The organism is Shimia sp., from assembly GCF_049116215.1.
Lineage (GTDB): Bacteria > Pseudomonadota > Alphaproteobacteria > Rhodobacterales > Rhodobacteraceae > Shimia.
In genome coordinates this window covers 270538-297027 of the sequence record NZ_JAGDZB010000001.1, presented here as the reverse complement: position 1 = coordinate 297027, position 26490 = coordinate 270538, and the positions used below count along the sequence as shown (strand labels likewise).

28 protein-coding genes are annotated in these 26490 nt (G+C 58.4%); 22 read left to right on the top strand and 6 right to left on the bottom strand.

The window, feature by feature from the left end; translation table 11 throughout:
- Nucleotides 1-145 precede the first annotated feature (145 nt).
- Entirely contained in the window at nt 146-2323 is a 2178-nt protein-coding gene (locus JXR15_RS01470; protein WP_422051470.1) for a transglycosylase domain-containing protein, read from the top strand.
- 32 nt (nt 2324-2355) lie between these two features.
- Here the strand turns inward: JXR15_RS01470 and JXR15_RS01465 are convergent, their stop codons facing one another.
- Complete coding sequence (locus JXR15_RS01465) at nt 2356-2964, bottom strand: MlaC/ttg2D family ABC transporter substrate-binding protein (RefSeq protein ID WP_422051469.1); 609 nt, start codon at nt 2962-2964, stop codon at nt 2356-2358.
- Nucleotides 2951-3706, bottom strand: a complete 756-nt coding sequence (locus JXR15_RS01460; protein WP_422051468.1) for an MlaA family lipoprotein — start codon at nt 3704-3706, stop codon at nt 2951-2953. The genes JXR15_RS01465 and JXR15_RS01460 overlap by 14 nt, the downstream gene beginning before the upstream one ends.
- A gap of 205 nt (nt 3707-3911) precedes the next feature.
- Between JXR15_RS01460 and JXR15_RS01455 the strand changes: the two genes are divergently transcribed.
- The 6 genes from JXR15_RS01455 to JXR15_RS01430 all read left to right on the top strand — a co-directional run bounded on the left by JXR15_RS01455 (nt 3912) and on the right by JXR15_RS01430 (nt 9801).
- Nucleotides 3912-5645: a type I secretion system permease/ATPase gene (locus JXR15_RS01455; protein WP_422051467.1), complete on the top strand. Its 1734-nt coding sequence runs from the start codon at nt 3912-3914 to the stop codon at nt 5643-5645.
- Entirely contained in the window at nt 5642-6946 is a 1305-nt protein-coding gene (locus tag JXR15_RS01450; RefSeq protein ID WP_422051466.1) for an HlyD family type I secretion periplasmic adaptor subunit, read from the top strand. The genes JXR15_RS01455 and JXR15_RS01450 overlap by 4 nt, the downstream gene beginning before the upstream one ends.
- Nucleotides 6947-7020: 74 nt before the next feature.
- Nucleotides 7021-7482, top strand: coding sequence for a RidA family protein (locus tag JXR15_RS01445; RefSeq protein WP_422051465.1), 462 nt, complete (start codon nt 7021-7023; stop codon nt 7480-7482).
- Nucleotides 7483-8241 (top strand): glycerophosphodiester phosphodiesterase family protein, encoded by a 759-nt coding sequence (locus JXR15_RS01440; RefSeq protein ID WP_422051464.1) that lies wholly within the window; start codon nt 7483-7485, stop codon nt 8239-8241.
- Nucleotides 8242-8314: 73 nt separating this feature from the next.
- The gene (locus JXR15_RS01435; protein WP_422051463.1) at nt 8315-9502 is read left to right on the top strand and encodes a GNAT family N-acetyltransferase; all 1188 of its coding nucleotides are present in this window, start codon (nt 8315-8317) and stop codon (nt 9500-9502) included.
- On the top strand, nt 9499-9801 hold the full coding sequence (locus JXR15_RS01430; protein WP_422051462.1) for a 4a-hydroxytetrahydrobiopterin dehydratase: 303 nt from the start codon (nt 9499-9501) through the stop codon (nt 9799-9801). The genes JXR15_RS01435 and JXR15_RS01430 overlap by 4 nt, the downstream gene beginning before the upstream one ends.
- Nucleotides 9802-9851: 50 nt before the next feature.
- Here the strand turns inward: JXR15_RS01430 and JXR15_RS01425 are convergent, their stop codons facing one another.
- Complete coding sequence (locus JXR15_RS01425) at nt 9852-10340, bottom strand: peroxiredoxin (RefSeq protein WP_422051461.1); 489 nt, start codon at nt 10338-10340, stop codon at nt 9852-9854.
- 81 nt (nt 10341-10421) lie between these two features.
- On the opposite strand from JXR15_RS01425, the gene JXR15_RS01420 reads away from it, so the two are divergent.
- The 8 genes from JXR15_RS01420 to JXR15_RS01385 all read left to right on the top strand — a co-directional run bounded on the left by JXR15_RS01420 (nt 10422) and on the right by JXR15_RS01385 (nt 19168).
- Nucleotides 10422-11630: an NAD(P)/FAD-dependent oxidoreductase gene (locus tag JXR15_RS01420; protein WP_422051460.1), complete on the top strand. Its 1209-nt coding sequence runs from the start codon at nt 10422-10424 to the stop codon at nt 11628-11630.
- Nucleotides 11631-11639: 9 nt separating this feature from the next.
- Nucleotides 11640-12209 carry a 16S rRNA (guanine(966)-N(2))-methyltransferase RsmD gene (gene rsmD, locus JXR15_RS01415; RefSeq protein ID WP_422051459.1) on the top strand — a complete coding sequence of 190 codons (570 nt, stop codon included), beginning with the start codon at nt 11640-11642 and terminating at the stop codon, nt 12207-12209.
- Nucleotides 12210-12519: 310 nt separating this feature from the next.
- The gene (locus tag JXR15_RS01410; RefSeq protein ID WP_422051458.1) at nt 12520-13731 is read left to right on the top strand and encodes an ROK family protein; all 1212 of its coding nucleotides are present in this window, start codon (nt 12520-12522) and stop codon (nt 13729-13731) included.
- Nucleotides 13728-14987, top strand: coding sequence for a M20 family metallopeptidase (locus tag JXR15_RS01405; protein ID WP_422051457.1), 1260 nt, complete (start codon nt 13728-13730; stop codon nt 14985-14987). The genes JXR15_RS01410 and JXR15_RS01405 overlap by 4 nt, the downstream gene beginning before the upstream one ends.
- A 24-nt stretch (nt 14988-15011) precedes the next feature.
- A complete protein-coding gene (locus tag JXR15_RS01400; protein WP_422051456.1) occupies nt 15012-16052 on the top strand; it encodes a substrate-binding domain-containing protein in 1041 nt (346 codons plus the stop codon).
- A 203-nt stretch (nt 16053-16255) separates the two neighbouring features.
- Nucleotides 16256-17209: an ABC transporter permease gene (locus JXR15_RS01395; RefSeq protein ID WP_422051455.1), complete on the top strand. Its 954-nt coding sequence runs from the start codon at nt 16256-16258 to the stop codon at nt 17207-17209.
- 13 nt (nt 17210-17222) lie between these two features.
- Entirely contained in the window at nt 17223-18434 is a 1212-nt protein-coding gene (locus JXR15_RS01390) for an alanine racemase (protein WP_422051454.1), read from the top strand.
- Complete coding sequence (locus JXR15_RS01385; RefSeq protein WP_422051453.1) at nt 18431-19168, top strand: ATP-binding cassette domain-containing protein; 738 nt, start codon at nt 18431-18433, stop codon at nt 19166-19168. The genes JXR15_RS01390 and JXR15_RS01385 overlap by 4 nt, the downstream gene beginning before the upstream one ends.
- Nucleotides 19169-19271: 103 nt before the next feature.
- Here JXR15_RS01385 and map read toward each other — a convergent pair whose 3' ends face one another.
- Both map and sfsA read right to left on the bottom strand, forming a co-directional pair.
- The gene (gene map, locus JXR15_RS01380; RefSeq protein ID WP_422051452.1) at nt 19272-20138 is read right to left on the bottom strand and encodes a type I methionyl aminopeptidase; all 867 of its coding nucleotides are present in this window, start codon (nt 20136-20138) and stop codon (nt 19272-19274) included.
- An 83-nt stretch (nt 20139-20221) separates the two neighbouring features.
- Nucleotides 20222-20935: a DNA/RNA nuclease SfsA gene (gene sfsA / locus JXR15_RS01375; RefSeq protein WP_422051451.1), complete on the bottom strand. Its 714-nt coding sequence runs from the start codon at nt 20933-20935 to the stop codon at nt 20222-20224.
- A 47-nt stretch (nt 20936-20982) separates the two neighbouring features.
- On the opposite strand from sfsA, the gene JXR15_RS01370 reads away from it, so the two are divergent.
- The 6 genes from JXR15_RS01370 (at nt 20983) to JXR15_RS01345 (ending at nt 24976) form a co-directional block, all read left to right on the top strand.
- Nucleotides 20983-21702 (top strand): competence/damage-inducible protein A, encoded by a 720-nt coding sequence (locus JXR15_RS01370; RefSeq protein WP_422051450.1) that lies wholly within the window; start codon nt 20983-20985, stop codon nt 21700-21702.
- Nucleotides 21699-22430, top strand: coding sequence for a GNAT family N-acetyltransferase (locus JXR15_RS01365; RefSeq protein ID WP_422051449.1), 732 nt, complete (start codon nt 21699-21701; stop codon nt 22428-22430). The genes JXR15_RS01370 and JXR15_RS01365 overlap by 4 nt, the downstream gene beginning before the upstream one ends.
- An 11-nt stretch (nt 22431-22441) precedes the next feature.
- Complete coding sequence (locus tag JXR15_RS01360; protein WP_422051448.1) at nt 22442-23014, top strand: peroxidase-related enzyme; 573 nt, start codon at nt 22442-22444, stop codon at nt 23012-23014.
- On the top strand, nt 23011-24003 hold the full coding sequence (locus tag JXR15_RS01355; RefSeq protein ID WP_422051447.1) for an OmpA family protein: 993 nt from the start codon (nt 23011-23013) through the stop codon (nt 24001-24003). The genes JXR15_RS01360 and JXR15_RS01355 overlap by 4 nt, the downstream gene beginning before the upstream one ends.
- 68 nt (nt 24004-24071) lie before the next feature.
- Nucleotides 24072-24299 (top strand): WGR domain-containing protein, encoded by a 228-nt coding sequence (locus JXR15_RS01350; protein WP_164644418.1) that lies wholly within the window; start codon nt 24072-24074, stop codon nt 24297-24299.
- Between the two features lie 278 nt (nt 24300-24577).
- Nucleotides 24578-24976: a hypothetical protein gene (locus tag JXR15_RS01345; RefSeq protein WP_422051446.1), complete on the top strand. Its 399-nt coding sequence runs from the start codon at nt 24578-24580 to the stop codon at nt 24974-24976.
- A 246-nt stretch (nt 24977-25222) separates the two neighbouring features.
- On the opposite strand, the gene JXR15_RS01340 is transcribed toward JXR15_RS01345, so the two are convergent.
- Entirely contained in the window at nt 25223-25399 is a 177-nt protein-coding gene (locus JXR15_RS01340; RefSeq protein WP_164644421.1) for a zinc-finger domain-containing protein, read from the bottom strand.
- 130 nt (nt 25400-25529) lie between these two features.
- Between JXR15_RS01340 and JXR15_RS01335 the strand changes: the two genes are divergently transcribed.
- A complete protein-coding gene (locus JXR15_RS01335; protein WP_422051445.1) occupies nt 25530-26462 on the top strand; it encodes an ABC transporter ATP-binding protein in 933 nt (310 codons plus the stop codon).
- The last annotated feature ends 28 nt before the right edge of the window (nt 26463-26490 follow it).

Sequence of the window (26490 nt, the reverse complement as noted above, 5' to 3'; positions counted from 1 at the left end):
TTTGATAGCTGAAAAAATAAGCAAGACAGGTGGTTTGCTGGAAAAATAGGCGGTGAAAGAACGGCTTTGCCCCATTCGGTGGGTCTACATCGGCGGTCACACACGCTAAAATGCGTAAAACAACATCCCGGGCAGTGGGCAGAGCATGAGTGATTCAAGACGTCGGAAACCACCTTTGGTGGCGGACAAGCGCTACACGCGCAAAGCCAGCAAGCCTGCGCGCAAGCCGACCAAATCCAAAGCCAAGCCTGCCCCCAAGCGTCCTCTACGTCGTAAATCCGCGCCCAAGCGCCCCCGCAAACAGTCACGCAATCCAATTGTCCGGTTCTTCAGCAATATCATCCGCTGGATCCTGCGTCTGATCTGGACCATTGTCTGGCGCACCTCCGTTGTCGTTGGCATTATGGTTGGTCTTGCTGTGACTTACGTCTACGCAACCCTGCCTGAGGTGGACGAACTGTTGGACGGCCGCGCGCGTGGGTCGGTCACCTTGCTGGATCGTGAGGACAAGGTCTTTGCTTGGCGCGGGGATCAGTTTGGCGGTGTGGTCACGGCTGATACCGTGTCCAAACACCTCAAAAACGCGGTCATCGCCACCGAGGACAAACGCTTCTACCGTCACTTCGGCGTCAGCCCGCGCGGGGTTGCGAGCGCCGTGCGCATCAACCTCAGCGAAGGTCGAGGACCATTGTCCGGTCACGGCGGCTCCACCTTAACGCAGCAGACAGCAAAACTCCTGTGTCTCGGCGTGGAATATGACGCCAGCGCCTGGGAGAGCGAAGCGGACTACGTGCGCGACTGCCGTCGTGGCTCTCTCGGCCGTAAGGTCAAAGAAGCTGTCTACGCCATGGCGATGGAGGTCAAATACACCAAGGATGAAATCCTCTCGGTTTACCTCAACCGCGCCTATATGGGCGGCGGCGCTTATGGCGCCGAGGCCGCGTCTCAGCGTTATTTTGGTAAGCCTGCTGCAAACCTGACGCCAGCTGAAGGCGCCATGATTGCCGGTCTTTTGACCGCGCCGTCCTCCCTGGCGCCCACAGCCAACTTGAAACGGTCTCAGGATCGCGCAGCCACAATCCTGCGGTTGATGAACGAGCAAGGCTATCTGTCCGACAAAGACACCAAATACTATCAGACCAAGCCTGCAACCTTGTCTGCTGCGGCCAAAGCCAATGCCGGTGGATATTTTGCCGATTGGGTGATGTCCTCCGGCCCGGAATTCTTCACCCGCAACACCACAGAAGACGTGATCCTAAAAACCACCATGGATCCACGTATCCAGAAGGCTGCGGAAGATGGCTTGAGATGGGTGTTTGAAAACAAGGTGCGCGAAGGCTCCAAAGCGCAGGCGGCCATTGTGGTCATGTCTGCTGACGGCGCCGTGCGTGCCATGGTCGGAGGTCGTCAGACCAAAGTGTCCGGTGCTTTCAACCGTGCCACGCAGGCCAAACGCCAAACCGGCAGCGCCTTTAAACCCTTTGTCTATGCCACTGCGCTGGAACGCGGCGGACATTATGATGACAAGGTGTTGGACGAACCGTACTGCCTCAACATCGCTGGGTCCGGCCAATGGTGCCCCAAAAATTACACTGGCAAACACTACGGCAATGTCTCCCTGACGTTTGCCCTCATGAATTCTTTGAATATCCCGGCTGTAAAGGTCTCTGAGAAGGCTGGCCGTGAAAACGTACGTACCGTTGCCAGCATGTTTGGCATCGAAAATGATCTTGCCGCTGGCCCAGCTTTGGCCCTCGGCGCCTCTGAGAGCAGCCTGTTGGAAATGACGGGCGCCTATGCGGGCATTCTCAATGGCGGCTCCTCGGTGACGCCATACGGTTTGGTTGAACTGCGCCTCTTAGGGGAGGACAATGCGCTCATGGGCACCGGTGGCGGCATTGGCGAGCGCGTGATCTCTGACGCGGCCGCACGTGAGCTGATCTGGATGATGGAGAAAGTGGTCAGCGAAGGCACTGGCGGGCGCGCCAAGATGGACGGCTGGCAGGTGGCGGGCAAAACCGGCACCACACAGGCGGCGCGCGATGCCTGGTTCATTGGCTTTACCAATGAATATGTCGCTGGTGTTTGGATGGGCTATGACGACAACACCCCGCTGACCGGCGTAACAGGTGGCGGGTTGCCAGCTGAAATCTGGCGCGAAGCCATGGTACGTGTTCATGAAGGTATGGCGCCCACACCACTGCCTGCGTTCACGCCCAAGCCGCAAAATGCCCCAAAACAGCCCGCGCGACCGCGCAAAAATCAGGGGATTGATGGGGTTGTGAACGGTATCCTGCGCGACATCTTTGGCGGCCGGAATTGATCCGGCCTGCCGAATTGTGCCGGTGAGTCGGCTTAGCCGGCTTTTTTCAGGTCTTGAATCAGCCCGTTGATGTCGCCTTTGCGGCGATCCAGCATTGCACCAATTTCGGCCTTCTCAGACAGGCGCAAGCTGATGCCCTCGATGATCAGGTCAAAGAATTTATCCTTGCCGGATTTGTCGGACACCAGAAAGGCCACTTTGAAGGGTTTCTGGCCGCGCAGGGTCACTTTGGCGTTGACCTCATAGAAGCTTTTCACTTGCCGTCCACCGGTCACTTCAACCTTGCCGCCAACAAACTCATTGAAACGCTTGCCGTATTTGCGGGAGATATAGCCCTGAAACGCCTTGGTGTAGCTGTTCAGCTGGCTTTTGCTCAAGCCGCGCGCATCGGGACCAAGTGCGGAGCGCGCAATGATGCTCACGTCGCCGTATTTCACAAAGATCTTCTCAAAATCCTTGATCATCCGGTCCAGCGATTTGCCGGATGAAATCACTTTGTTGATGTCGGCAACTGCTTTGTCGATCAGCGCTTTGGCTTCCGCATCGTTCAAAGCGAAGACGGTGGAGGGCAAAGCTGCCACTGCGCCAGCAGCAGCAGATAGGGTGACGAAATTGCGTCGTGTGAGCTTAGAAATCAGCATAGGGATCCTCGTACGGGTCGAACTCTGGATCGACATAGGTCTCTTCGCCCTGCGTTCCAAGGCGGAAGCGGCGGTTTTGTAGGTAAAGAATGCGGGCCTGGGCATAACTATCCGCGCTGTCGTACAGAATCGAATCCACCGTAGCGTCATAGTCGTACCGCTCCCCCATCTTGTTTACGACGTACGCCACGCCGCCGATGTACCGGGGGGCGTCTCCGGTTATGACAAAGAAGGGATCAAGGAACACGTCTACCGCGAAGCCATATGTGTCTCGCGTAGTGGAAGGGCCAAAGAACGGCATTTCCGTGTAGGCTCCTTCGCCTACGCCCCAGGTGTGCAGTGTTTCGCCAAAATCGGTGTCATGGCGCTCCATGCCCGCCGCCGTGGCAGGATCAAACAGGCCGCCCACCCCAAAGGTGGAGTTCAACACAAACCGGAAAAGGGAGGACGCGGCTTGCGGCACGTTGCCTTGGAGCGTGTTGTTAATCACATCATTGGGCAGGGAAAGGTTGTCCGCAAAGTTGGAGACACCTGTGCGCACGGGGCGGGGAATAATCGTGCCATAGCCGTTAGAGGCGGGCGAGAGCAGGATCGTATCCACCTTTTTATTGAAGGTGTGAATGCGGCGGTTGGCGGCCTCATTCGGATCGTGTATCCCGCTCGGAGGGACATCTGTCTTGGCACATGCCGTGAGAGTTGTGCTGACGCAGAAGGTCAGTACAATGGAGCGCAATATTTTCATAGAAACCAGTTTCAAAAGGCGACCACACGTTTTTCATTTCGCGACAACTCTCCTCCATTTAGTTTAATCGATTACTTACCCCAATGTCATAGTGATGTTCGTCACATGTTGTGGCAGTTTGGGAACATAAACCTGAGGTTCAATCAGGTAGAATACACCGGGCTTTCCTTCCAAACAGAGGCGCTTGGGATACAGGGACCGTTTGATGACCACACAAGCCAAAGAACGCGGATTGCAGGAACTCCGCTCCGTCCGGGCACAAAGCCGCGGTCTTTACTGGACCGTTGCGGTGTTCAGTTTCTTCGTGAACCTGCTGATGCTGACCGGACCGCTTTATATGCTGCAGGTCTATGACCGGGTGCTCGGAAGTGGCTCTCGCGAAACACTTTTTGCGCTGTCGTTGCTGGTCGTGTTTCTCTATGGCCTCATGGGATTGATTGATTTTGCGCGTGGCCGGATTATGGCACGTGTCGGAGCCCGGTTTCAGGACGCGTTGGATCAACGTGTCTTTGATGCCTCTCTGCGTCGTTCCTCCGTCGGCAAATCCACGGGCTCGGAAACCGCGCTTCAGGATTTGGAATCGGTGCAGCGGCTGTTGACCTCACCGGTCCTGACTTCGGTTTTTGACATGCCATGGGCGCCGCTGTTCTTCTTTGGCATCGCTCTGTTCCATCCTTGGCTGGGCCTACTGGCGATTGTAGGTGGTGGCGCCCTGATTCTCGCAGCGATCTTCAATCAATTTGCCACACGTCGCCACAACGAGCGCATGCTGGCCGCAACTCACAATGCCAACCGCATGTCAGCACAGATGCAGTCCGAGGCTGAGTTGGTATCTGCGCTGGGCATGCGCCAAGCCGCCTTTGAGCGTTGGAAAACCGTGCGGCGTATGTCGCTGCAAGAGACCATGAACACCGCAGATGTCGGCGGTGGCTTCACCACCTCCATCAAAACCTTCCGCCTGTTTTTGCAATCCGCCATGCTTGGGCTCGGTGCGTATCTTGTGCTGGAGGGCGAGATCACGCCGGGCGCCATGATTGCAGGCTCTATCTTGTTGGGCCGTGCGTTGGCGCCCATCGAACTGGCGGTGAACCAATGGGCCGTTGTGCAACGGGCTCGCAAAGGCTGGAACAGCCTGGCAGAGCTTCTGGGCACGGTGTCGCCGGTGCCGCCGCGCACCGAATTGCCGGCACCTGTCGCCAAACTTCAATTGCAGCAGGTTACAATCGTGCCACCAGGTGAGTCACAAGCCACATTGCGGATGATGGCTTTTGACGTGAACCCCGGCGAAGCCATTGGCGTGATTGGTTCGTCCGGTGCCGGTAAATCGACTTTGGCCAAGGCCATAACAGGCGTCTGGCGTCCCGCAGGTGGCAAAATCCGTCTCGATGGTGCCTCACTGGAGCAATACGATCCCGCCGCCCTGGGCCGCTACATTGGCTATTTGCCACAGCGTGTCGAATTGTTTGATGGGACAATTGCCGAAAACATCGCCCGTCTTGAAAAAGATGCACCGGCTGACAAAATCATCGCGGCCGCACAAAAGGCAGACGCGCATGAAATGATCCTGAAGCTGCCGGATGGGTATGAAACCCAAGTGTCCGCGCACGGTGGTCGCCTGTCGGGTGGTCAGTTACAGCGCATTGGTCTGGCCCGTGCCATGTACTCCGATCCCGTGATTCTGGTGCTGGACGAACCAAACTCCAACCTCGACAACGAAGGATCCATGGCGCTCAACACCGCGATCCGCAGCATGAAGCAAGCGGGCAAAAGCGTGTTGATCATGGCGCACCGTCCAGCTGCGATCCAGGAATGTGACAAGCTGCTTGTGATTGAGCAGGGACAAAAACGCAGTTTTGGTCCCAAAGACGAAGTGCTCAAGGAAGTGCTGCGTAACCACAACGAGGTGCGCAATTCTATCGGGCCGGGAGGTGTGCAATGAGCGCGGAGAAAACATGGAGCGCTCGAAAGCCGCTTTGGATTGGCGGGCTGGCGTTGGCCACTCTGGTCATTGGCTTTGGTGCCTGGGCGGTTGGCACAGAGATCGCCGGCGCGATTGTGACCTCCGGACGTGTGGAGGTGGATCGCAACCGTCAGATTGTGCAACACATCGACGGCGGGGTGGTGACCGAGATCAAGGTGGAAGAAGGTGACCGGGTTGAGCCGGGCCAAATCCTGATGCAGCTTGATGAAGCCGAATTATCCTTGGAGCTCACCGTGGCCGAAGGTCAGCTCTGGGAGTTGATGGCACGGCGCGGCCGGCTCGAGGCGGAACGGGACGAGGTGCAGGAGATCATCTTTGATCCTGCTTTGGTGGCGATCGCGGAAAATTCGCAAGAGGCCGCAGGCCTGATGAGCGGTCAAAGCCGTTTGTTTGCTGCGCGTGCTGACACGCTCAACAAAAATCTCGACCAGCTGGCCAAACGCAAGGCGCAGATCCAAAGCCAGATCGTTGGCATTGACGCGCAAAACATCGCGCTCACACAACAATTGGACCTGATCAAAGCGGAATTGGCGGATCAACAGGCGCTGCTCGACAAAGGCCTGGCACAAGCCACCCGGGTTCTGGCCCTGCGTCGGGAAGAGGCCAACCTGGCTGGCCGCGTGGGCGAGTTGCAGGCCAGCCGGGCGCAGGCAGAAGGGCGCGTTACTGAAATTGAAATCGAGGCGCTGGCACTCGCCAGCACCCGTCGGGAAGAAGCCATCACCACCCTGCGGGACCTCCGCTATCGTGAACTTGAGCTGTCAGAGCGCCGCCGCCATCTGATGTCCAAAATTGAAAGCCTGGACATCCGCGCACCTGTTGCGGGGTTGGTCTACGGCTTGCAGGTTTTTGCCTCTCAATCGGTTATCCAACCTGCTGAACCGCTGTTGTATATCGTCCCACAAGACCGTCCCTTGATCGCTGCCGTGCAAGTGCCAACCATCCATGTGGATCAGGTGTATCCCGGCCAAACCGTTACCCTGAAGTTCTCTGCTTTTGATCAACGCACGACGCCTGATCTTGAGGGCAGTGTGGTCCATGTCTCAGCAGACGCCTTTCAGGACGAACAAACCGGTGGCTCTTTCTACAAGGCGGAAATCGAGTTGTTGGAAGGTGAGGTGGAAAAACTGCCTGCCGAAGCATCCCTTGTACCGGGCATGCCTGTGGATGCTTTCTTCCGGACCCGTGACCGCACTCCGTGGGAATATCTGACCAAGCCTTTGACCGATTATTTTGTGCGGGCCTTTCGTGAAAGCTGACCTGCATTTCCCGCTTTTCAAATGCGATTTTGCGGACTAGCGTCGCCGCAAACATCGCATATGGAGAGCACGTGATGAGCGCGATTGAAGCACGCCTGAAAGAACTGGGAATTACTCTGCCGGACATGGCCGCTCCGGCGGCCAACTACGTCCCCTATGTGGTTGTGGGCGACATGGTCTATGTCTCCGGCCAAATCTCGATGACCGAAGCAGGTTTCACCACCGGTAAAGTCGGCGCGGACCTGACCACCGAAGAAGGTGTGGCTGCAGCACAAACCTGTGCCGTCGGCCTTCTTGCGGCACTGAAAGCTGCCTGTGGTGGCGACATCGATCGCCTTGTTCAAGTGGTCAAGCTTGTGGGCTTTGTGAACTCCACACCAGAGTTCACCGATCAGCCAAAAGTCATCAACGGCGCGTCCGACTTCATGGTTGAGGTGCTGGGTGACAAAGGGCGTCATGCCCGTTCCGCGGTTTCTGCTGGTTCGCTGCCATTTGGCGTGGCAGTGGAAATCGAAGGCATCTTCCAGATCTCCTAAATGCTCGACAAACGGTTCTTGGATGCGCCCATTGCGCATCGGGCCTTGCATGATGTCAACGATGGCCGCCCGGAAAACAGCCGGGCGGCGATTGAGGCCGCTATTGCGCAGGGCTTTGGCATTGAAATTGACCTGCAACTGTCGTTAGACGGGGTGGCCATGGCATTCCATGACTACCAATTGCAACGTTTGGCGAAAGCCAAGGGCGCCGTGCGTCAGCACACTGCTGCGGCGCTGGGCGCGATTTCGTTGATTGGCGGGGAGGAAGGCATCCCAACCTTTGCCGAAGTGTTGGACCTGGTGGCTGGCCGCGTGCCGCTGCTGATCGAATTCAAAGATCAAGACGGCATCATGGGCCCCAACGTCGGTGATCTGGAAGCGTCAGCGACACAAGCTGTGCAAGGCTATGACGGACCACTGGCTTTTATGGCCTTCAACCCCCACAGCGTCGCTGTCCTGCGAGATCTTGCGCCTGAGGTACCGCGCGGATTGACCACTGATCCGTTCCATGCTGACGGATGGCCCCTGTTGCCCGAAACGGTTCGGACGCGTCTGAAGTCCATTCCGGATTATGACGCGGTTGGTGCCTGCTTTATCAGTCACAGCGTGGACGATCTGCAATCGCCTGAGGTCGCGAGGATCAAAGCGCAGGGTGCCTCAGTCCTCTGCTGGACCGTCACGTCCGGGGAACAGGAGCAAGAGGCGCGCAGTATTGTCGATAACGTCACTTTTGAGGGCTATGTGCCAAAGGGCGGCTAGAATTGGCTGCCTTAAAAGTGATTTGTCTCGCGCCCTACAGCGTAGCAGGTACACTACCATCAAGGAGGCGCGCATGGACGGGGATCCCATCGAAATCACATTGCATCAGTCGCTGGAGACTGTGTCTGCGGCCGATTGGGATGCCTGCGCCGATCCTTCTCCCAGGGGTACCGGTCGCGCAGAAAACCCTTTTGTCACCCACCGCTTTTTACGCGCACTTGAAGAGAGTGGCAGTGTTGGCTCTGGCACCGGCTGGCTGCCTCGCCACCTGACTGCTAAGGCAGGGGGCGAGGTTATCGCCGTGGCGCCGATGTACATCAAACAACACAGTCAGGGTGAATACGTCTTTGACCACAACTGGGCCCACGCCTACGAACAGGCCGGCGGGCGTTACTACCCGAAACTGCAAACCGCTGTACCGTTTTCCCCGGTCACAGGTCGCCGCCTGTTAACCCGTCCGGGCTGGGAGGCCACCGGTCAATCGGCTCTGGTGCAAGGCATGGTGCAGGTGGGAACCGACAATGGGTTGAGCGGTGCGCACATCACCTTTTGCACCGAAAAAGAGGCGCAGAACGGTCAGGAGATGGGCCTGCTCCATCGTACAGGGCAACAGTTTCACTGGCTCAACGATAGCTATGATAACTTTGACGCCTTCCTCGCGGCGCTCTCCTCCCGCAAACGCAAAAACATCCGCAAAGAACGCGCCCAAGCCCAAGCCTTTGGCGGCACCATCACCTGCCTGACCGGCGAGGACATCAAACCGCACCATTGGGACGCTCTGTGGCGGTTCTATCAAGACACCGGCGCGCGCAAATGGGGCACGCCCTATCTGACCCGCGCGTTCTTTGACAACCTCCACCAGACCATGCGCGACGACACGCTTCTGATCTTTGCCGAGCGCGACGGTGTGCCCGTTGCGGGCGCCATGAACATGATCGGAAGTGATACTTTGTTTGGCCGCTACTGGGGCTGTGTTGAGCATCATCCGGCATTGCACTTCGAACTGTGCTATTATCAGGCGATGGACTGGGCAATAACGCAGGGGCTGGGCTCGGTGGAGGCGGGCGCACAGGGAGAGCACAAACTGGCACGTGGTTATCTGCCGGTGACAACCCACTCACTGCACTGGATCCAAGACCCGGGCTTTCGCGACGCCATTGACCGCTATTTGCAGGAGGAGCGGAAGGCGGTTAGCCAAGACGTCGAAGTGCTCACCAGCTACGGCCCGTTCAAACGCGGCAATGAGGAGGACCACGAATGACCGAAAAACTCAGTCAGGCCGCGCGCGATGCGGTGATGGAGCCGCTTTTGCAAAGTGGCTGGGCTTATTGTGAAGACCGCGATGCGATCCGCAAATCCTTTGTGTTTGAGAATTTTGTGGAAGCCTTTGGCTGGATGACTAAGGCCGCCATCTGGGCCGAGAAATGGAACCATCATCCGGAATGGTCCAACGTCTACAAAACTGTCGAGGTGACCCTAATCACCCATGACGTGGGGGGACTGTCTGCTTTGGACGCCAAATTGGCACGCAAAATGGATGTGTTGTTTGGCGAGGCCTAAGGAAAAGGCCTGACACGCTCGCGCAGCACGTCAGGCCTCATTCTATATGCTTACAGTACTGCAACCATGGTCTCACCCGCGCTGATCTCGCAGGTGCCTGGCGCCTCTTCGACGTTCAGGATCTTGAACTCACCGTCTTCGATCATCGCCGCATAACGCTTGGAGCGGTTCACAAACCCAATTGCAGGTACGCTGAAGTCCAATCCCATGGCCGTGGTCAGGTCTCCAGTCGGGTCCGCCAGCAAAGTCACGCCTGCATCCGCCGCCTTGTTGGCCTTGTCCCAGGCGTCCATCACAAACGGATCGTTCACAGACACGCAGATCACCTCATCCACGCCTTTGTCCTTTAGCGCATCAACATTGCGCATAAAGCTGGGCAAATGTGCGCTGCTGCAGGTGGACGTAAATGCGCCCGGCAGGCCAAACAAAACCACCTTGCGCCCCTTGGTCAGGCTTTCCACCGACACCGGTTCTGGCCCTTCACCGCCAACTTTCATCAGCGTGCCTTCGGGGATTTTGTCTCCGATCGAAATACTCATAGTGATACTCTCATTGCGTTTCCCTGAACCTGCGATATAGGCTCGCCAACGGCTAAGACAATGGGTTTGAGGGAGAGTGACGTGACGCACGTTGTTGTGATCGGAGCAGGGCAGGCGGGCGCGGCCTGCGTGGCCAAATTGCGCGCCAAAGGCTTTGAGGGTGAGATCACCCTGATCGGTGCCGAAACCGCGCCGCCATACCAACGCCCACCGCTTTCCAAAAAGTACCTGCTGGGGGAAATGGACCTCGAACGTCTCTACCTGCGGCCAGAGAGCTATTACGCGGATCAAAACATCACCCTTCGCCTCGGCACGACCGTGAAGTCCATCGACACCGAGGCACAAACAATTTCCCTGCCCAGCGAAACCCTCTCTTATGACCACCTCGTTCTGACCACTGGCGCGTCTCCCATTCGCCTGCCCGCCACTATCGGTGGCGATCTCGAAGGTGTCTACACGGTGCGCAACCTCGCCGACGTGGACGCCATGGCGCCCGAGTTTGTTCAAGACCGCCACGTGCTGATCGTCGGAGGGGGCTACATCGGTCTCGAAGCCGCCGCCGTGGCTGCTGCCAAAGGTTTGAAAGTCACGCTGGTGGAAATGTCTGATCGCATCCTTCAGCGGGTCGCCGCCAAGGAAACCAGCGATTATTTCCGCGCGCTGCACAGCGCGCATGGCGTTGAGATCCTCGAAGGTACCGCTCTAGAAGGTTTCGCTGGCGAGGGCCGCGTGACCACTGCCAAGCTCTCCGGAGACCGTGAGCTGGCTGTGGACTTTGTGATTGTTGGCGTTGGCATCCGCCCCGACACCGCGCTGGCCGAGACTGCAGGCCTCTCGCTCGACAATGGCATCGCCACTGACGACCAAGGCCGTACCAGCGCGCCCAACGTCTGGTCCGCAGGCGACTGTGCCTCTTTCCCCTACAAAGGTACCCGCATCCGGCTTGAAAGTGTGCCCAACGCCATCGATCAGGCTGAAGTGGTCGCCGAAAACATCTTGGGCGCGAAGAAAACCTACGTCGCCAAGCCTTGGTTCTGGTCCGATCAATATGACGTCAAGCTGCAAATCGCGGGTCTGAACACCGGCTTTGACACCATCGTCACCCGTGACAGCGGCGCAGGGGCCACCTCCTTCTGGTACTACCAAGGCGACACGCTTCTGGCCGTGGACGCCATGAACGCCCCGCGCGACTACATGGTGGGCAAGCGCCTGATCGAAGGCGGGAAATCCCCGTCGCGCGACATGGTGGCGGATATGAACACCGACATCAAAGACCTGATGCGTCTCTAAGGAGTTCCCATGCGGATCATTGGCGGAGAATGGCGCGGCATCGCGCTTGCGGCAGTTGGCAAAGGTGATCAGGGCAAACACCTGCGCCCCACAACAGATCGCGTGCGCGAAAGTCTGTTCAACGTGCTGCAGGGCGGCAAATTGGGCGATCCTATCTCCGAGGCTCGTGTGCTGGACCTGTTTGCCGGCACCGGCGCGTTGGGCCTGGAGGCCGTGTCACGTGGCGCCACGTCCGTGACATTTGTCGATGACGGTCGTGTTGCGGGCAATCTCATCCGCGACAACATCCGCAAAACCTGTGGCACCCAACGCGCGAAACTGATCAAAGCTGACGCCACCCGCCTGGCGCAGAACCCGGATGCGCCCTATGACCTCATCTTTCTTGATCCACCGTATGGCAAATCCATGGGTCAGAAAGCTCTGGCCATAGCCGTGCAAAACGGCTGGATCAGCGACGATGCTTTGATTGTTTGGGAAGAAAATACCCCCCAAGTGCCGCCCGAAGGTTTCGCGCAGGTGGATCAGCGCAAATACGGCGAGACGTGGATGACTTTTGTGGAAGTTTCGTCCTCAAATTGAAGATTTGAAACGGCCTGCAGTGTTGAGTGACAGGGCGCAAAAATGCCTTAGAGCGAATGCGTCGACTCGACGGAGTAAATGCGTTCTCACCCTCAAATTCGGCCTTAAATCGGAATTTTAGGACATCTATTCCGTCTTAATTTTTCTGTACCCTTGTCGCGCTGCTCAGACGTCGCTTTCGATTTAGCTAGCCAAAACAACGCTCTGAGGTGCGTGTGTTCACAATGAAAGCAAGCCCCAATTAAAATTGTTGACAGAAATTCGACCCGCGTAAATAGTTCGTCTAGTTACCGAACTAAAGGAAAGCCGCGTGTCTTTTTCAGGAAATGTCTCCCGACAACTGTCGATGAGCACCATTGTACAAGCGATCACCAGCTACGCACCGATCTCTCGGGCGTCGATTGCAAAGATGACCGGCTTGTCAAAGCAAACGGTCTCCGAAATCATGGCGCAGCTGGAAGACGACGGGTTGGTGCAAACCGTCGGACAGACCGAAGGACATGTCGGGCGGCGGGCTGTGGTCTATGAAATCAATCCGCGTGTTGCTTTGGTTGCGGCGGTTGATCTTGGTGGGACCAAAGTGCGCGTCGCCGTCTGCAATCTGGTTGGCGAAGTTGTTGCTGAAACAGTGGCTCCCACAATCAAAGACGGGGGCGTGGCGGTGACCGCACAAATTGCCGATCTGATCCGAGAGCTGGCCACCGAAAATGAGATTGAACCAAGCGCGATCCGCACCGTTGTTGTTGGCGTCCCCGGTGTGCCGCAGCCAGATGGCACCATTGCCTTTGCGCCGAATGTGCCGGGTGTTGATGAAATCGACTTTGCAGGCACGCTGTCAGAGGTGGTCGGTGTTGAGGTGATTGTCGAAAACGATGTGAACCTGGCCGCACTCGGCGAGCATTGGATGACCAAACGTGGCGACAGCGATGATTTGGTCTTTGTGTCGATCGGCACCGGTATTGGCGCAGGTTTGGTGATTGGCGGTAATCTGGTGCGTGGCGCCACAGGGGCAGCCGGTGAGGTTGGCTATCTGCCGTTTGGCGCGGACCCGTTTGATCCGGAAAGCTTGCGTGTTGGCGCTCTGGAACGTGTTTCCGCAACCCAGGCTTTGATCGCACACTATCAAGAGCTCACCGGCACCACCGTGAGCGTGCCACAGATTTTTGATGCCGCTCTGGCTGGTGAAGAGTCAGCGCAAGCGTGTTTGCAACGCGCGGCAAAAAACATCGCTTTGGCAATAGGGGCCATCGCCGCCGTGCTGGATCCGTCTTGTGTTGTGATTGGCGGCTCCATTGGGGCGCGCAAAGAATTGACCGCATTGATTGAACCTGCACTGCGTCAGTGTTTCCCCGGTGCGATCCCGATTGAAAACACCCTTCTAGGCAACCACGCCGCGTTGGCTGGGGCCACCTCCATCGCCCTGTCACGCTTGCATGTGGCCCTGTTCACCGGGGGCCTCAAAGGTGCGGAAATTCAAGTGCCGCCACCGGCCTTGCAGACCTTCCAGGAGGTTGGCTTATGAGCGATCCGCTGGTGCAAAAACTCCGGGATTGTCAGGACCGTGATGCAGATATCGCGCTGCTGCAGTCCGCCTTGCGGCATGAAAGTGTGACCGGCAACGAGGCCAATTTTGTTTCGTTCCTACAAACGCAGATGGCCAGTTTGGAATTAGCCCCGCGATCCGGGGACTTTTTGCCAGGGCGTCCCAATATTTGGGGGCTGCGCAAAGGCGCGCGGCCAGAGCCAGGGCGCACTCTTATGTTCACCGGGCATACGGACACGGTTCATGTGCGTGGCTGGGCGGATCACTGGGAAGACGATCCGCGCAACGACCCCTTTGGCGGCGCCATTGTAAACGGGCATGTGTGGGGCCGAGGCGCCTGCGATCTGAAAGGTGGCATTTGCGCCTCCTTGGGCGCCCTGCGTCTGCTGGATCGCGCTGGCATCACCCTGGCCAATGACCTCAGCTTTGCGTTCATTGGCGACGAGGAAAGCGGCGAGGTCGGCACCGGCGTCAGTGCCGGCGCCAAAGATCTCACTCAGCGCATCTTATCCGGAACCGTTCCGAAGCCTGACTTCGCCGTCTATGTCGAGCCCACCAAGCTGGATGTTTACACTGCGCAAATCGGCTTCTTCATCGCGGATGTAAAAATCACCGGCAAATCCGCCTATTTTGGCACACCAGATGAGGGCGTCGATGCGCTCAAAGCCACGCATAAAATCCTGTCCGCCGTCTGGGAACACAGTGCAGAGCTGCGTCAACAGCCGCATCATGATTTGGTTGGCCCGTCTGATGTGCTCGTGACCCATCTGTCTGGCGGCGGCTATATCGCTGTACCCGGCGAGTGCAGTTTCTCCGTGATCCGCAAACTGCGCCCCGGCGAAGACTTGTCCGACGCGGTGGCTGCGTTTGAAAACGTGGTGCGCGGGGCCGACATTGACCCATATATCGAAATTTCTTTCGACTATCCTGCGGGACGCGACCACCCGAAAGGCGGCTCTCCGGTTGAGATCGACCGCAATCACCCCGCCGCCGCCATGTTGCAATCTAGTCTCAAAGACACAGGTGCCACCGGCGGAGGCATCGGCGGCGCCCCTTATTGGTCAGAGACCCCTTTCTGGGTCAATCAACTCGACTGTCCAACCGTATATTGCGCGCCCGGCAACATCGCCGTGGCCCATACATTTGAGGAACGCATCTGCATAGACGCCTACCTCGATGCCGTGAGGGCTTACGCCCTCTTCATGATCCGCTTCTGTGGCGTGATCGAAACCTAGTTATGTTTTTTGTGGGAGGAAAACATGAAATACTTCAACATCGTAGCGGCTGCGTGCCTGTCGGTGGCTTCGGCTGCCGGCGCGGAAACCATTGGTCCAAACGGCGAGGCGGCCACCGCCTCGACCGCTGTTCAGGTCAGTGACAATCACATCGCCGCGCTCAAGTCCGGCAACCACAGCGCCGCGCTTTTGTGGCATGATCAATCCGATTTTGTGAACGCCGTAACGGCGGGTGCCAGCGACGAATTTGAACGCCTTGGCATCAAAGTTGTCGCCACCGCCTCTGCCGGTTTTGACGCCGCCAAACAGCGCAGCGATATCGAAACCGCCATGGCCAAAGAGCCCAGCATCATCTTGTCCCTGCCATTGGACCCAGTGACCTCCGCAGCGGCCTTTGAAGAAGCCAAAGAAAACGGCGTGGCGCTCAGCTTCCTGTCCAACGTGCCATCAGGCTATTCCCATCCGGCAGATTACGCCGCCATCGTGACTGACGATCTGTTCCAGATGGGCAAACAGGCCGCAGACGCACTGGCCGCCTCCATGGGCGGGTCCGGCACCGTCGGCTGGATTTATCACGATGCGGACTACTACGTGACCAACCAGCGTGACAACGCGTTCAAAACCACCATCGAAGCCGATTATCCGAACATCGAGATTGTGGCAGAGCAAGGCATCAGCGACCCGGCACGCGCCGAGGAAATTGCCAACGCCATGCTGCTGCGCAACCCGGATCTGGGCGGCATCTTTGTCACTTGGGCAGGCCCTGCCGAAGGTGTTTTGGCCGCACTGCGCGCCAATGGCAACGACAGCACCAAAATTGTGACTTTGGACCTGTCCGAGCCGATCGCGCTGGACATGGTCAAAGGCGGCAACGTGGTCGCGATTGTGGCGGATGAAGCTTATGAGCTTGGCCGTGCTATGGCCGCCTCTGCCGCGCTCGATCTTCTGGGCGAAGAGGTGCCTGCCTTCGTTGTGGCCCCGGCCATCACCGTGACGGCGGACAACGTGCAAGATGGTTGGCAGAAGTCCCTGCGCGTCGACGCACCGGCCAGCCTGAGCAAGTAATCTCCTCTCTGCCGCCGGACCCCATGTGATCCCGTATCACACTAGTCTGGCGGCAGGTCTCGCCTATCTCGTGGCCCCTGCGCGTTTACGCGTGAATCGGCCTCCCTGACGTTCTCCTCCGGCGCACACAACGACCCTGCTTTGCTGCGGGATGTCGCTCCTGACGCGTCCGGTGTGGCAGCTCTTCTATCTGAAAGATCGATATGACTCGCGTCTCTTCTCGACTGCAAGGATTGGATTTCCAACAAGCGGTTGTCTACTTTGGCTTCCTGGCCATCTTCCTGTTTTTTGCAGTGACTCTCTATGACGATGGGTTCCTGACCCAACGCAATTTGACCAACATCGTGCTGCAAACCGCGCCTGCCACCATCATGGCTGTGGGCTTGGTCTTTGCGCTCTCCGCTGGCGAAATTGACCTCAGTTTCGGCTCTATTGTGGCGGTTTCCGCGCTCTCCTGCGCTGTGGCCTTGCAAAGCTTCCCCATGCCGGTTGGTGTGTTGGTCGGCTTGGGCGTCGGCGTTGCAATTGGCGCCTTCAACGGCGTCTTGGTGGCTTATCTCAAACTGCCCTCGTTCCTTGTTACCCTGGCCACCATGGGACTGTTTGCAGGCATTGCCCGCTCCATGACAAACCTGCGTTCCGTGCCGGTCATGAACGACACGTTCACCGGCCTGTTTGGTTCCGGCAAGCTGTTCTCGGTGCCCTCTTTGGTGATCTGGACCATTCTCGGTGTTGGCGTCGGGCATCTCATCTACCGCCACACCCGCTTTGGTGCGCATGTGCTGGCAACAGGGGATAACCCGCGCGCCGCGCAGGTGTCCGGCATCAAAGTTGCCCGTGTGCGACTATATGTTTTGATGATCTGCGGCGGCTGTGCCGGTCTGGCTGGTCTGCTCTATGCCGGTCGCCTTCAGGCCGCAAAATATACCCTTGGCGAAAGTGATCTGATGACCGTGATCGCTGCCGTGATTGTGGGCGGCACTGCACTCAATGGCGGCAAGGGCTCCGTTGTGGGCGCGCTTCTTGGATCGCTCCTGATGGGCATGCTCAACAACGGGTTGATCCTGATGAACCTCAAAGTCTCCGACCAGATGATTGTGCGTGGCCTGATCATCCTGATCGCCGTTGCCGTCTCGCTCCGCGACACGTCGCGCTAAGAAAGGACACCTCATGTTCCTGAAAACACTGATTGACCGAAACCCGCGCTTCATCGAGGCCGCTATGGCCTTGCATCAAGCCGGTGAGATCCCGCCCAACTCCTATGTGATCGATCTCGACCAAGTCGAAACCAACGCACGGCTGTTTTCTGACGAAGCCGCCAAATACGGCCTCAAGACCTTTGCCATGACCAAGCAGGTCAGCCGTCACTCCGGCTTCTGCGCCGCCGTGATGCGTGGTGGTATTGATCGCTCAGTCGCGGTCGACATGGACTGCGCTATTGCCTGTCACCGCGCCGGTCTGCGCACCGGCCACCTGGGCCATCTGGTGCAGGTGCCTCAACGGGACGCAGGCTATGCCGCCGCATATCTGAAGCCCGACTACTGGACCGTCTTCACCATGGACAAAGCCCGCGAGGCCGCCAAAGCAGCGGCAGAGGCAGGTCGCGTGCAAAACATCCTCGCACGGATCCAGACCGGAGGCGACAACTTCTATCGCGGCCACGAAGGCGGCTTTGCTGCCGAAGACATTGTGAAAATTGCCGATCAGATCGACGCGCTCGACGGCGCGCGCTTTGCCGGTATCACCACCTTCCCGGCCTTGCTTTTTGATCTCGACAGCAATTCGGTGAAACCCACCCAAAACCTCGCCACGCTAAGCAAAGCGCTCAAAGAACTGGCGGACGCAGGCCGCAGCGACATCGAAGTCAACGCTCCGGGCACCAACTCTATGGCGCTCTTGCCCGCTTTGGCTGAGGCCGGCGCCACACAGGTGGAACCCGGCAACGCGCTGCATGGCACCACGCCTCTGCATGCTGTCCGGGATCTGCCCGAAGGCCCCGCCGTGCTGTATCTCAGCGAAGTGTCTCACCAACACAAAGACGAAGCCTACTGCTTTGGTGGTGGCCTCTACATTGACCCGGTGTTCCCGGACTACGACGTGCATGCGTTGGTTTCGGATAGTCCGACTTCTGCTCTGGAAGCTCTCTATCAAGTCGACATCCCGGAGTACAAAGCCATCGACTACTACGGCATGATCAACACCAAAGACCGTCCCGTGCCCAACACCGGCGACACCGTCGTGTTTGGTTTCCGAGGCCAAAGTTTTGTCACCCGCGCCAATGCCGTCGGGGTCTCCGGCGTCGCGTCTGGCTCGCCCAAAGCCACCAGCATCGAAAACATCTTCGGCCAGCCCGTCGACCGCCACGAGGGGTATTCCGCATGAGTAACCAGGAAGTACTTTCCCTCACCAACATCCACAAGGCCTTTGGCGGCGTGGTGGCCATCGAAGACTTCTCCCTGAACCTGAAAGCGGGTGAGGTGGTTGCGCTGGTGGGCGACAACGGGGCAGGTAAGTCGACCCTGATCAAGATCATCTCGGGTGTTTACACGCCCACATCTGGTGAAATCCTTCTGGATGGCGAAGCCGCGGACATCCGCGACGCTTCTGCGGCCCGCGCCAATGGCATCGAGGTGGTCTATCAGGATCTTGCGCTGGCGGATCAACAACCGGTCTACATGAACATGTTCTTGGGGCGTGAGCTGACCAAAGGTCCGTTAAACCTGCTGGACAAGGCCCGCATGCGCCAGGAAACGCAGGAACTTGTGGATGAGCTTGACGTGCGCATCCCCTCGGCCAGCTCCACCATCAGCGACCTTTCCGGCGGTCAACGCCAAGGCATCGCCATTGCCCGCGCCACCCATTGGGCCAGCAAACTGGTGCTTTTGGATGAACCCACAGCGGCGCTTGGTGTGGCGGAAACTGCGCGGGTGGAGGCGTTGATCGAACAGCTCAAGGCCAAAGACCTCGCCATTCTCATAATCAGCCACAGTCTGGATCAGGTGTTCCGCCTGTCTGACCGCATCTGCGTGTTGCGGCGCGGCAAGCAAATTGGCGTGCGCGACACCAAATCCACCGACAAAAATGAGATTGTCTCAATGATCACGGGCGTCGCGTAAAGCGGCAAAACCACCACTCATTTCCCAAACCAGGGCGCTCCCGTGCCCTGGCACCTGTCCTCGGCCCTTTTCGGGCTGAGGACTTTGTTTTTGGGGCGGAAAGTTATTTCCAGGTTGGGTGGTACAGGCCCGCTTTGGACAGGGTGAAAATATCCACACCATCTGCGGTCACACCCACGGAATGCTCAAACTGCGCCGACAGGGATTTGTCGCGTGTCACCGCGGTCCAGTCATCCGCCAACACTTTGGTTTCCGGACGGCCCATGTTCAGCATCGGCTCGATGGTGAAGAACATGCCTTCTTCCAGCACTGGCCCGCTGCCGGCGCGGCCATAGTGCAGCACGTTGGGCGGTGAGTGAAATACCCGACCCAAGCCGTGGCCACAGAAATCGCGCACAACCGACATGCGCTGGCGTTCCGCATAAGTCTGGATCGCGTTGCCGATGTCGCCAAAAGTGTTGCCCGGCTTCACCGCCTCAATGCCCAGCATTAGCGCATCATGAGTCACCTGAATGAGCTTCTTGGCAAACCCCTTGGGCTTGCCCGCCACATACATCCGGCTGGTGTCGCCGTACCAGCCGTCGACCACGACGGTCACATCGATGTTCAGAATATCCCCATCCCGCAGCTTGTCGTCATCGCGCATCGGGTCTTCTTTGCGCGCGCTTGTCTCTTTGTTCCACTTCGGGATCGGGCTGCCAGGGATGCCGTGACACACTACGTGGTTCACGCTGATACAGCTCGCATGTTCGTAGCCGCGATAGCCAATGGTCGCGGAGGTTGCGCCTGCCGCATCAACCTGCGCCTCGATCAGCCTGTCCAGCTCCGCAGTGGTCTGGCCTGGAAACACGTGCTCTGCAATGTCGTCCAGAATCTGCGACGCCAAGGCCCCAGCCTTGTGCATGCCGGCATGATCCTCTGGCGAATAGAGGTCGATGCTGTCGCGTGTTTTGCGGCGTTTGCCGATCATGTGGAGTGCTCCGTCACGTATGGTTTGCGGCTATGTAGGCGCAATTTCTTAAAACTTCTAGGGCTTAGGCACGCCACCTTCTGTCACGCACCGTCAAAGGAAAAGGGCAGGGGGCGACCAATTGTGATCTCCGTTGGGGAAATGTCACAGCCATAAGCCAGCACTTTGACGCCAGCTGCCCGCGCCCGCTGAAAAGTCTCGGCATAGGTCGGGTCAATATCCGGTGCCAATGTGACCCGCGCTGCATCGGTGCGCTGCACCAGATAGAGCATCATCGCGTCATGACCTTCGGCGATCATCGCCATCAGCTCTTCGAGGTGCTTCGCGCCCCGCGCCGTCACACTGTCAGGAAACTCCGAAACGCCCGCTTCGCGGCTCAACGTCACCGACTTCACTTCCAGATAGAGGTCCTTGCGGCCTTCGCCAGACAGCAGGAAATCAATCCGGCTGTTGCTGCCGTATTTCACCTCCGGCCGTACAGTTTCGTAGTCCGCCAACTCCGGGATTTCATGCGCCAACAACGCGGCTTTCAAAGCGCGGTTGGGCACCGAGGTATCGACCCCAGTGAAATGCCCGTTCTCGTGCTCCACCAACCGCCAGCCGTATTTCAGCTTCTTCTTGGGATCATCGTTGGGTTCCAGCCAGATTTTGATGCCTTCATCCTTCAGCCCCATCATCGAGCCGGGGTTGGCACAATGCGCGGTCACCTCGCGCCCATCTTCTAGGCGAACATCAGCGAGAAACCGTTTGTAGCGGCGAAGTAGCACGGCGGGAACGAGAGGGGTTTGAAAGCGCATGTCACAGGCCTATACCTGCGGTGAGTGACTGACAAGGACATGAGACCATGGCAAACCCAACCGCAGCCATGCTGGTGATTGGCGACGAAATTCTTTCTGGCCGCACCCGCGATGCCAACATGCATTTCTTGGCTGGGGAATTGACCAAACATGGCATTGACCTGACCGAGGCGCGTGTGGTCTCTGATAACGCTCCGGCGATTGTCGCGGCGGTGAAGCAGCTGTCTGAGGCCTATGAACACGTCTTCACCTCGGGTGGCATTGGTCCGACGCATGACGACATCACTGCAGACTGCATTGCCGAGGCCTTTGGCAAACATATCGACGTCCGCGCCGACGCCGCCGCGCTGTTGCAGGCGCACTATGATAACGCAGGCCAAGAGTTCAACGACGCCCGCAAGCGCATGGCCCGTATCCCTGACGATGCCACGCTGATCGACAACCCCGTCTCTGTTGCGCCGGGCTTCCGCCTGGAAAATGTCTACGTCATGGCAGGCGTGCCGTCTGTGTTCCAAGCCATGGTGGCCAGTGTTCTGCCAACCCTAACCGGCGGAGCACCGCTGCTGAGCCAAACCTTGCGGATTGAGCGTGGCGAAGGCGACATCGCGGGCCCATTGGCAGATCTCGCAACCGAGTTCTCCGACCTCTCCATCGGTTCTTACCCCTATCAGCGCAACGGGGCTTACGGCTCCAACATCGTCATTCGTGGCACCGACGGTGCGCGGATTGATGCGGCGATCACCAAACTCTCCGGCCTCTTCGCATGACCTCTAAGATCACGGCGCAAACCCTCTATGATGTGATAGACGGCACCTGGCCTGCCGCCGCGACCCATAGTTGCGGATGTTTCACCCTGCGCGACGGTCAGGGCGGTGGCAAACGGGTCTCTGCCGCCACGCTAAACGGCGACCTTGTGCTGGACGACATCGCCGCGGCTGAGACCGGCATGCGCGGCCTCAACCAACAACCGCTCTTTCAAATCCGCGAAGGTGACATGGTGCTGGACGCAGCGCTCGACGCGCGCGGCTATGAGATAGTTGACCCGGTGACCATGTACGTCATCCCGGCGAAGGAGCTCGCAACCGAACGCCCGCCGCGCACCGCCGCCATCCCGGCATGGGAGCCGCTTCAGATCATGAAAGAAATCTGGGCCGAAGGGGGCATGGATCTTGCGCGCCTGAAAGTCATGGACCGCGCACCCATGCCCAAAACCGGCTTTGTGTCCCGCTGGCAGGACAAGCCCGCAGGCGCATCGTTCCTTGGCCTGCACAACGGCATCGGCATGGTGCACGCGCTGGAAATCTTGCCATTTCAACGCCGTCAAGGCGTCGCCCGCTTTCTCATGCAGCGCGCCGCTTTCTGGACGCTGGAGAACGGGGGCACGCACCTGTCGGTCATTTGTGTCACATCGAACGCAGCGGCAAATCGGCTGTACTCTTCCCTCGGTATGACCGTTGTGGGAGAGTACCACTACCGGTGCAAACCCACCGCTTAAGGGAGGCCAACGTGGCAGATACAACCAAACCAACCGCGCTTAACATTCCAATGATGGACCCGCTTCCGCCGGAGACACAGCGCTACTTTGAGATCTGCCAGGAAAAACTTGGTATGGTGCCCAATGTGCTCAAGGCCTACGCCATCCACGCCGACAAGTTGAACGCTTTCACCGCGCTCTACAACGACCTCATGCTCGGCGACAGCGGCCTCTCCAAATTGGAGCGCGAGATGATCGCGGTGGTGGTCAGCGCGATCAACAAATGTTTCTACTGCCTCGTCGCCCATGGCGCTGCCGTGCGCCAACTCTCCGGTGATCCGGCGCTGGGCGAGATGATGGTGATGAACTGGCGCGTGGCCGATCTCGATGCCCGCCAATACGCTATGCTGGCCTTCGCCGAGAAGATGACCATTGCCTCGGCGACCATCGAAGAGAGTGACCGACAAGGCCTGCGTGATGTCGGCTTCACCGATCAAGACATCTGGGACATCGCCAATGTGGCTGGCTTTTACAACATGTCCAACCGCGTCGCCTCCGCTACCGCCATGCAGCCCAACGCAGAGTACCACGCACTCGCGCGATGAAAACCGGCACGCTCATAACCTGGCTCCTGCTGTGCCCAGCTGCCAGCTGGGCCTTTGAGCCGCGTTTTGAAACGCCAGGGCAGCTTTTGGGGGAGGGCATTCAGCCGCAAAGCGTGTTGTCCCTCGCCCTTGCGCCCGCCACCGATGGCACCGTGCCGACCATTCCCGTGGCAGGTACGTTGCGCAAGCGCAGCTGGCGCTTTTCCAGCGGGTTCCCGGGCACCGGCAGCGTCAACGCCGACCTCGCCGCCCAGCTGCTGGATGACGGATACGACCTGATCCTGTCCTGTGACGCCGCAGGCTGTGGCGGGTTCGACTTCCGCTTTGGCATCGATGTACTCTTGCCGCCGCAGATGTTTGTCGACCTGTCTGACTATTTCTACCTCTCTGCCCGCCGCGAAACAGATGCTGGCCCCGAAGCTGTCGCCGCCTTGGTGAGCCGCACCGCCCAAGCCGGTATGGTGCAGATCTACGACATCCGGCCAGACAGCGTACCGGCCCCAGAACCCACCGAAGCCAGCGCGCCGCCTGACCCGCCCAAACAGGATGAGCAGCCGCAGCCCACCGCCGCGCCGGAGGTGACCACCCCTGTAACCCCACCTGAAACCGCCACCGACATCGCCAAAACTTTGGACCAATCCGGCCATGTGGTGCTCAGCGATCTGTCCTTTGAGACCGGCGCCTCCAGATTGGCTGACACCGAGTTCGCAACGCTCGCTGCCTTGGCAGAGTACCTCAAAGCCGATCCCAACCGCCGCATCGCCCTTGTGGGGCACACCGACAGCAAAGGCTCTCTGGCGGCCAACACCAGCCTCTCGCAAAAACGCGCTGCCGCCGTGCGCACCCGGCTGATCAACACTCACGGCGTGCCCAAAGCGCAGGTCGAAGCCCAGGGCGCCGGCTACCTCGCCCCCATTGCCACCAACCTCACCGAGGCCGGTCGCACCCTGAATCGTCGGGTTGAGGCCGTGCTCCTGTCCGGCGGCTAGTGGCTGACGCCGAGTCGCCCGCCCACAAGACCATTGCACCCGATTCGCCGCTGCAATAGGCTGATCCCATGGCCATCTGCATCCTGTACAAACCTGCCAAACGCACCCGTCCCCGCTTCTACCGCGTGGAAATCGCCATGAACCTGTTTGAAGAGGTTTCCGTCCTGCGCGAATGGGGCGTCGCCGGCGGCAAAGGCCGCAGCATGGTGCGTATCTTCAGCAACCTGCGTGACGCGTCTTTGGCGGCAGATCAGTACCGCGACGGTGCCCAAAAACGCGGGTATGCGCGGGGGTAGAGGCCCGTCTGCAATGCGGGACGTCGCGAACACCACACCATAGTCAGATTATGGGACGCCCGAACCGAGGTGAGACGCGATGCGCCCTCCCCATGGCGGAGATGAAGGATGCCTTTGCGGGCAAATTTGCAGTCGGCCGCTGTTACCTAAAAGGTCGAGTTGCCGTGCCCTTCCACAATACTCTGCAAATCGAAAGCTGCAGCTATTACGAGCTGTTCATTATCCTTGTTCAACTATAGGTTCAGGGCAAACAACTGGTCTGAAGAAAGAAAAACCGGATGTCGAATGATGCGTTTCAAGCTCGGATAAAACGGCTGCAATCGAAAACGCAAGAAATACCTAGCCCAAAGAAACCTTCCAACGACTTAGGCTGTTTCAGTTGGGGTGGTGCACTAAAGGGGTTTGTCTTGTCGCTTGTGATCGGTTTTGCTTTTGCAAACTTGCAAGCCATCAGTGATATGGCTCCGCAATCGATAAAAGACGGACCTGCGCCTGGGATACTCGGGGTGCCGATTGCTGTGGTTTCCGTTCTCTGGGTCATCATTACGCCGATTTGGTTCTTTCGCACAGTTATGAAAGGAGCTGCGTCGGGGTGGGCGGTGCCCCCGAAAGGCTTCCCTGTGGGGCTATTTGCGGGGATGGCTCTGACATTCTTGGCGATTCAATACGTTTCTTAGCCACTCTTTGATTTGGGAATACGAAGCACGGTCTGCAACGTCAAAAAGTTCACTAACCAAAACATGACATCGCATTCGCGATACAAAGGGGGGGCTAGAGATTTCGGGCGCAGCAGATATTGCTGACGTGAAGACCAGCGTTAAAGAGGCCTCAAACCTGCCGTCCGCTGCCACCGCAATCAAAACCCAACAAAAAAGACCGCCCCACCGGACGGCCTTCCAAGTCTCTCAAATCCCAAGCAGCCCTCACGCCACCTTGTCTTTGAAATCCTCATGGATGAACTTGCAATCGCAGTACGGACATTCCACCCAACCGTGTTCGTTGGGGATTTGCAGGTACACACGTGGGTGACCACCCTCACCGCCGTCACAAGACACACGGTAGCTGTCCACAATCTTGGTTTCTGGGGCTTCAATTGTCATCTGCGATGTCCTTCATAGCTTCGGAGGCCTCGCTCCGATGGCGGTGTTTTGTGTCGGCTGTGGTTGAGCTTCACATCCGCATTGGTTAGGGCGAATAATAGGCATTGCGCAGCGGGGAGCAAGAGTGGCCATGACCAACAACGCGATTGAAATCCGAGGGTTGCAAAAGACCTACAAGGGCGGCCGCGGCGCGCCGGCCAAACAGGCCCTCAAAGGTGTCGATCTGACCGTGCCCGCGGGCAAGATTTTTGGCCTGCTTGGCCCCAATGGCGCGGGCAAATCCACCATGATCAACATCATGGCCGGTTTGGTGACCAAATCGGCTGGCACGGTGGAAATCTGGGGGTTTGATCAGGACGAAAACCCGCGCCAATCCCGCGCGGCCATTGGCGTAATGCCACAAGAGCTGAACCTTGACCCGTTTTTTACGCCCCGCGCCGCGCTGGAGGTGCAAGCTGGCCTCTATGGCGTGCCCAAACATCAGCGCCAAAGCGACGAAATCCTGCGCATGGTGGGCCTGTCCGACAAAGCCGAGTCCTACGCCCGCACGCTTTCTGGTGGGATGCGTCGCCGTCTGCTGCTTGGCAAAGCGCTTGTGCATCACCCGCAGGTGCTGGTGCTGGATGAGCCCACCGCAGGCGTGGATATCGAACTGCGTCAGATGCTGTGGTCCAACATTCGCCGCCTGAATGAGGAACGCGGCCTGACTGTGATCCTGACCACCCATTACCTCGAAGAGGCGGAGGAGATGTGTGATGAGATCGCCATCATCAACCACGGCGAAGTGGTTGCGCGCGACAGCACCTCAAACCTGCTGGGGCAGGTGGACAGTAAATGTATGGTGATTGATCCGGTTGCGCCGGTGAAGACATTGCCATCCGCGCCCGGCATCGACGTCACCCGTCGCGGCGACGGCCGGATTGCCCTGACCTATCAGGCGCGCGACACCTCTGCCGAAGATGTGCTTGGCGCGGTCCGCGCAGCAGGCATTGCCATTGCCGATGTGAAAACCGAGCAGGCGGATTTGGAAGACGTCTTCCTGCAGCTGACCAAATCGGCCTAAGGCAAACGGGCAGGGCGGTCTTGTGCCG

Bases quoted from the DNA above. Each gene is read 5' to 3' on its own strand.
- JXR15_RS01470 (WP_422051470.1), top strand. From the start codon at position 146: ATGAGTGATTCAAGACGTCGGAAACCACCTTTGGTGGCGGACAAGCGC.
- JXR15_RS01465 (WP_422051469.1), bottom strand. From the start codon at position 2,964: ATGCTGATTTCTAAGCTCACACGACGCAATTTCGTCACCCTATCTGCT.
- JXR15_RS01460 (WP_422051468.1), bottom strand. From the start codon at position 3,706: ATGAAAATATTGCGCTCCATTGTACTGACCTTCTGCGTCAGCACAACT.
- JXR15_RS01455 (WP_422051467.1), top strand. From the start codon at position 3,912: ATGACCACACAAGCCAAAGAACGCGGATTGCAGGAACTCCGCTCCGTC.
- JXR15_RS01450 (WP_422051466.1), top strand. From the start codon at position 5,642: ATGAGCGCGGAGAAAACATGGAGCGCTCGAAAGCCGCTTTGGATTGGC.
- JXR15_RS01445 (WP_422051465.1), top strand. From the start codon at position 7,021: ATGAGCGCGATTGAAGCACGCCTGAAAGAACTGGGAATTACTCTGCCG.
- JXR15_RS01440 (WP_422051464.1), top strand. From the start codon at position 7,483: ATGCTCGACAAACGGTTCTTGGATGCGCCCATTGCGCATCGGGCCTTG.
- JXR15_RS01435 (WP_422051463.1), top strand. From the start codon at position 8,315: ATGGACGGGGATCCCATCGAAATCACATTGCATCAGTCGCTGGAGACT.
- JXR15_RS01430 (WP_422051462.1), top strand. From the start codon at position 9,499: ATGACCGAAAAACTCAGTCAGGCCGCGCGCGATGCGGTGATGGAGCCG.
- JXR15_RS01425 (WP_422051461.1), bottom strand. From the start codon at position 10,340: ATGAGTATTTCGATCGGAGACAAAATCCCCGAAGGCACGCTGATGAAA.
- rsmD (WP_422051459.1), top strand. From the start codon at position 11,640: ATGCGGATCATTGGCGGAGAATGGCGCGGCATCGCGCTTGCGGCAGTT.
- JXR15_RS01405 (WP_422051457.1), top strand. From the start codon at position 13,728: ATGAGCGATCCGCTGGTGCAAAAACTCCGGGATTGTCAGGACCGTGAT.
- JXR15_RS01400 (WP_422051456.1), top strand. From the start codon at position 15,012: ATGAAATACTTCAACATCGTAGCGGCTGCGTGCCTGTCGGTGGCTTCG.
- JXR15_RS01395 (WP_422051455.1), top strand. From the start codon at position 16,256: ATGACTCGCGTCTCTTCTCGACTGCAAGGATTGGATTTCCAACAAGCG.
- JXR15_RS01390 (WP_422051454.1), top strand. From the start codon at position 17,223: ATGTTCCTGAAAACACTGATTGACCGAAACCCGCGCTTCATCGAGGCC.
- JXR15_RS01385 (WP_422051453.1), top strand. From the start codon at position 18,431: ATGAGTAACCAGGAAGTACTTTCCCTCACCAACATCCACAAGGCCTTT.
- map (WP_422051452.1), bottom strand. From the start codon at position 20,138: ATGATCGGCAAACGCCGCAAAACACGCGACAGCATCGACCTCTATTCG.
- sfsA (WP_422051451.1), bottom strand. From the start codon at position 20,935: ATGCGCTTTCAAACCCCTCTCGTTCCCGCCGTGCTACTTCGCCGCTAC.
- JXR15_RS01370 (WP_422051450.1), top strand. From the start codon at position 20,983: ATGGCAAACCCAACCGCAGCCATGCTGGTGATTGGCGACGAAATTCTT.
- JXR15_RS01365 (WP_422051449.1), top strand. From the start codon at position 21,699: ATGACCTCTAAGATCACGGCGCAAACCCTCTATGATGTGATAGACGGC.
- JXR15_RS01355 (WP_422051447.1), top strand. From the start codon at position 23,011: ATGAAAACCGGCACGCTCATAACCTGGCTCCTGCTGTGCCCAGCTGCC.
- JXR15_RS01350 (WP_164644418.1), top strand. From the start codon at position 24,072: ATGGCCATCTGCATCCTGTACAAACCTGCCAAACGCACCCGTCCCCGC.
- JXR15_RS01345 (WP_422051446.1), top strand. From the start codon at position 24,578: ATGTCGAATGATGCGTTTCAAGCTCGGATAAAACGGCTGCAATCGAAA.
- JXR15_RS01340 (WP_164644421.1), bottom strand. From the start codon at position 25,399: ATGACAATTGAAGCCCCAGAAACCAAGATTGTGGACAGCTACCGTGTG.
- JXR15_RS01335 (WP_422051445.1), top strand. From the start codon at position 25,530: ATGACCAACAACGCGATTGAAATCCGAGGGTTGCAAAAGACCTACAAG.